Origin of the sequence: Corynebacterium sp. HMSC071B10, assembly GCF_001814825.1 — a bacterium.
Taxonomy (GTDB): Bacteria; Actinomycetota; Actinomycetes; order Mycobacteriales; family Mycobacteriaceae; genus Corynebacterium.
The window spans coordinates 1-1,711 of the sequence record NZ_KV817964.1; the positions used below are offsets into that span (position 1 = coordinate 1).

At 59.4% G+C, this 1,711-nt stretch carries 2 pseudogenes; both read right to left on the reverse strand.

Annotation, left to right across the window (positions count from 1 at the left end):
• Nucleotides 1-8: 8 nt before the first annotated feature.
• Nucleotides 9-1,148 (reverse strand): annotated as a pseudogene (locus tag HMPREF2990_RS01475) (IS30 family transposase); the annotation flags it as partial.
• A gap of 141 nt (nt 1,149-1,289) precedes the next feature.
• Nucleotides 1,290-1,709: pseudogene (locus HMPREF2990_RS13300) on the reverse strand (transposase); the annotation flags it as partial.
• Nucleotides 1,710-1,711 lie beyond the last annotated feature (2 nt).

Genomic DNA, 1,711 nt, shown 5'->3' on the forward strand with positions numbered 1-1,711 from the left:
GGGCCCGATCATGCGGTGGATGCGCCACGATTGAATAGTTCGTTGAGTATCTCACATGGGGTTGCTCCGCCGAGGATTTGTCGGGGTGTTTCATTGAGTTCTTTTTGCACCCAGGCAACGTGCTCAGGTGTGACTGCGGCAAAGTCGGTGCCCTTTTTGTAGAACCTGCGCCGGATCTCACCGTTGGTGTTTTCATTGGTTGGCCGTTGCCACGGTGAGTGAGGGTCACAAAAGTACACCTTGCAGCCGTCTTTGATCTGGATGCGCGTGATTTCCGACATTTCCACGCCTTGATCCCAGGTGATGGTCTTTAACTGTTCGGCATTGAGGTCTTTGACCATCTCTTGCAGTGTTTCCACCACAGTTTTTGAGCTGTGCTCGTCCGGGAGATGGCCAAGCAAGGTGTAGCGACTGGTGCGCTCCACCAGGGTAATCAGCGCGCTTTTACCGCCTTTGCCGATGACAAGATCACCTTCCCAGTGACCAGGGATTGCCCGGCTATCGGCTTCAGGGCTGCGCTTGGTGATCTCAGCGCCTGCAACCCAAGGACGACGACCGGTTGGCACCCCGGCGCTGCGCGCCCGTGGCTTGCGTGTCTTGCCTGCGCGGATAAGCACGTCTTGTGTCTTCATCACAGCTTCAAGCTCGGCACGCAGACTGCCTTTGCCTTGGATGTACAAGGCGCTGTAGATCGCTTCGTGGGAAATACGCATGCTTTCATCATGGACGAACGTGTGCGCAAGCCACGCACTGATCCGGCCTGGTGACCACCTGCGGGCAAGGCCCTTGACCACCACGCTACGAAGCGACTGGTTTGTCTCGAGCTTGCGAGGTTTCGGCCGCAGCCTCCGCTTGGCGGTGGAAGCAGCAGCGTTATAGGCGTTGTACAGCATCTGTTCCGCCCCATCGTCACGGATGATTTTCCAACCATTGCGGTTGATCTCACGCGCGACGACACTGTGATGACGCCCGATCTGCTTCGCGATGGCTCGCGCTGACTCTCCAGCACGACAACCAGCTTCAATAGCGACGCGGTCTTCAACGGTAAGCCTGTGACCACGCCCAACTACGGACTGCTTATCAAAGACACCACTGGAAGGCCCAACAGCGGCTTGCGTATTCATAGGTGCTGGCACAGCACCATCTTCCTCCGGCGCAGTGCCTTGCTCCGGTATCGACACCGACGCCCCCGCAGGGGCTTGCCCATGCCGTCGACCAGGCACATCACCCGACTTTGTCGCCTTGGCCCGCTTCACCCACGCATACACCGTGGAAAGATGCACACCAAACGCGTCAGCCACACTCCGGTAGCTTTCCCCAGCAAGCACTTGCGCCACCGCGCGATCGCGCACCTCCTGCGGCACAGGAGAACGCCCCGGGCGCACAGTAATCTCACCAGTCCGCCTCAACCTGTTATGAAGCGAGCTTGGTTCCAGCCCAACGGCCCGCGCAGCCCCGGTGATCGACATGCCCGCACGCACCAACCACACGCCCTCTTGGACAAGAGGTTCCCGGTCGCGGCTCGCACGCTTGGCAGGCGGCAAGACACCAGCGGCCTTCAACCACGTGTAGACAGCATCGGCGCACACACCGACATCACGCGCAACCACACCAACTGCCTCACCTGCTTCAACCCGCTTAACAGCAGCAGCCCTAATTTCCTTCGGAACCCAACGCGGCACAACTACCTCCCGGTCGATGTGGCGCATTC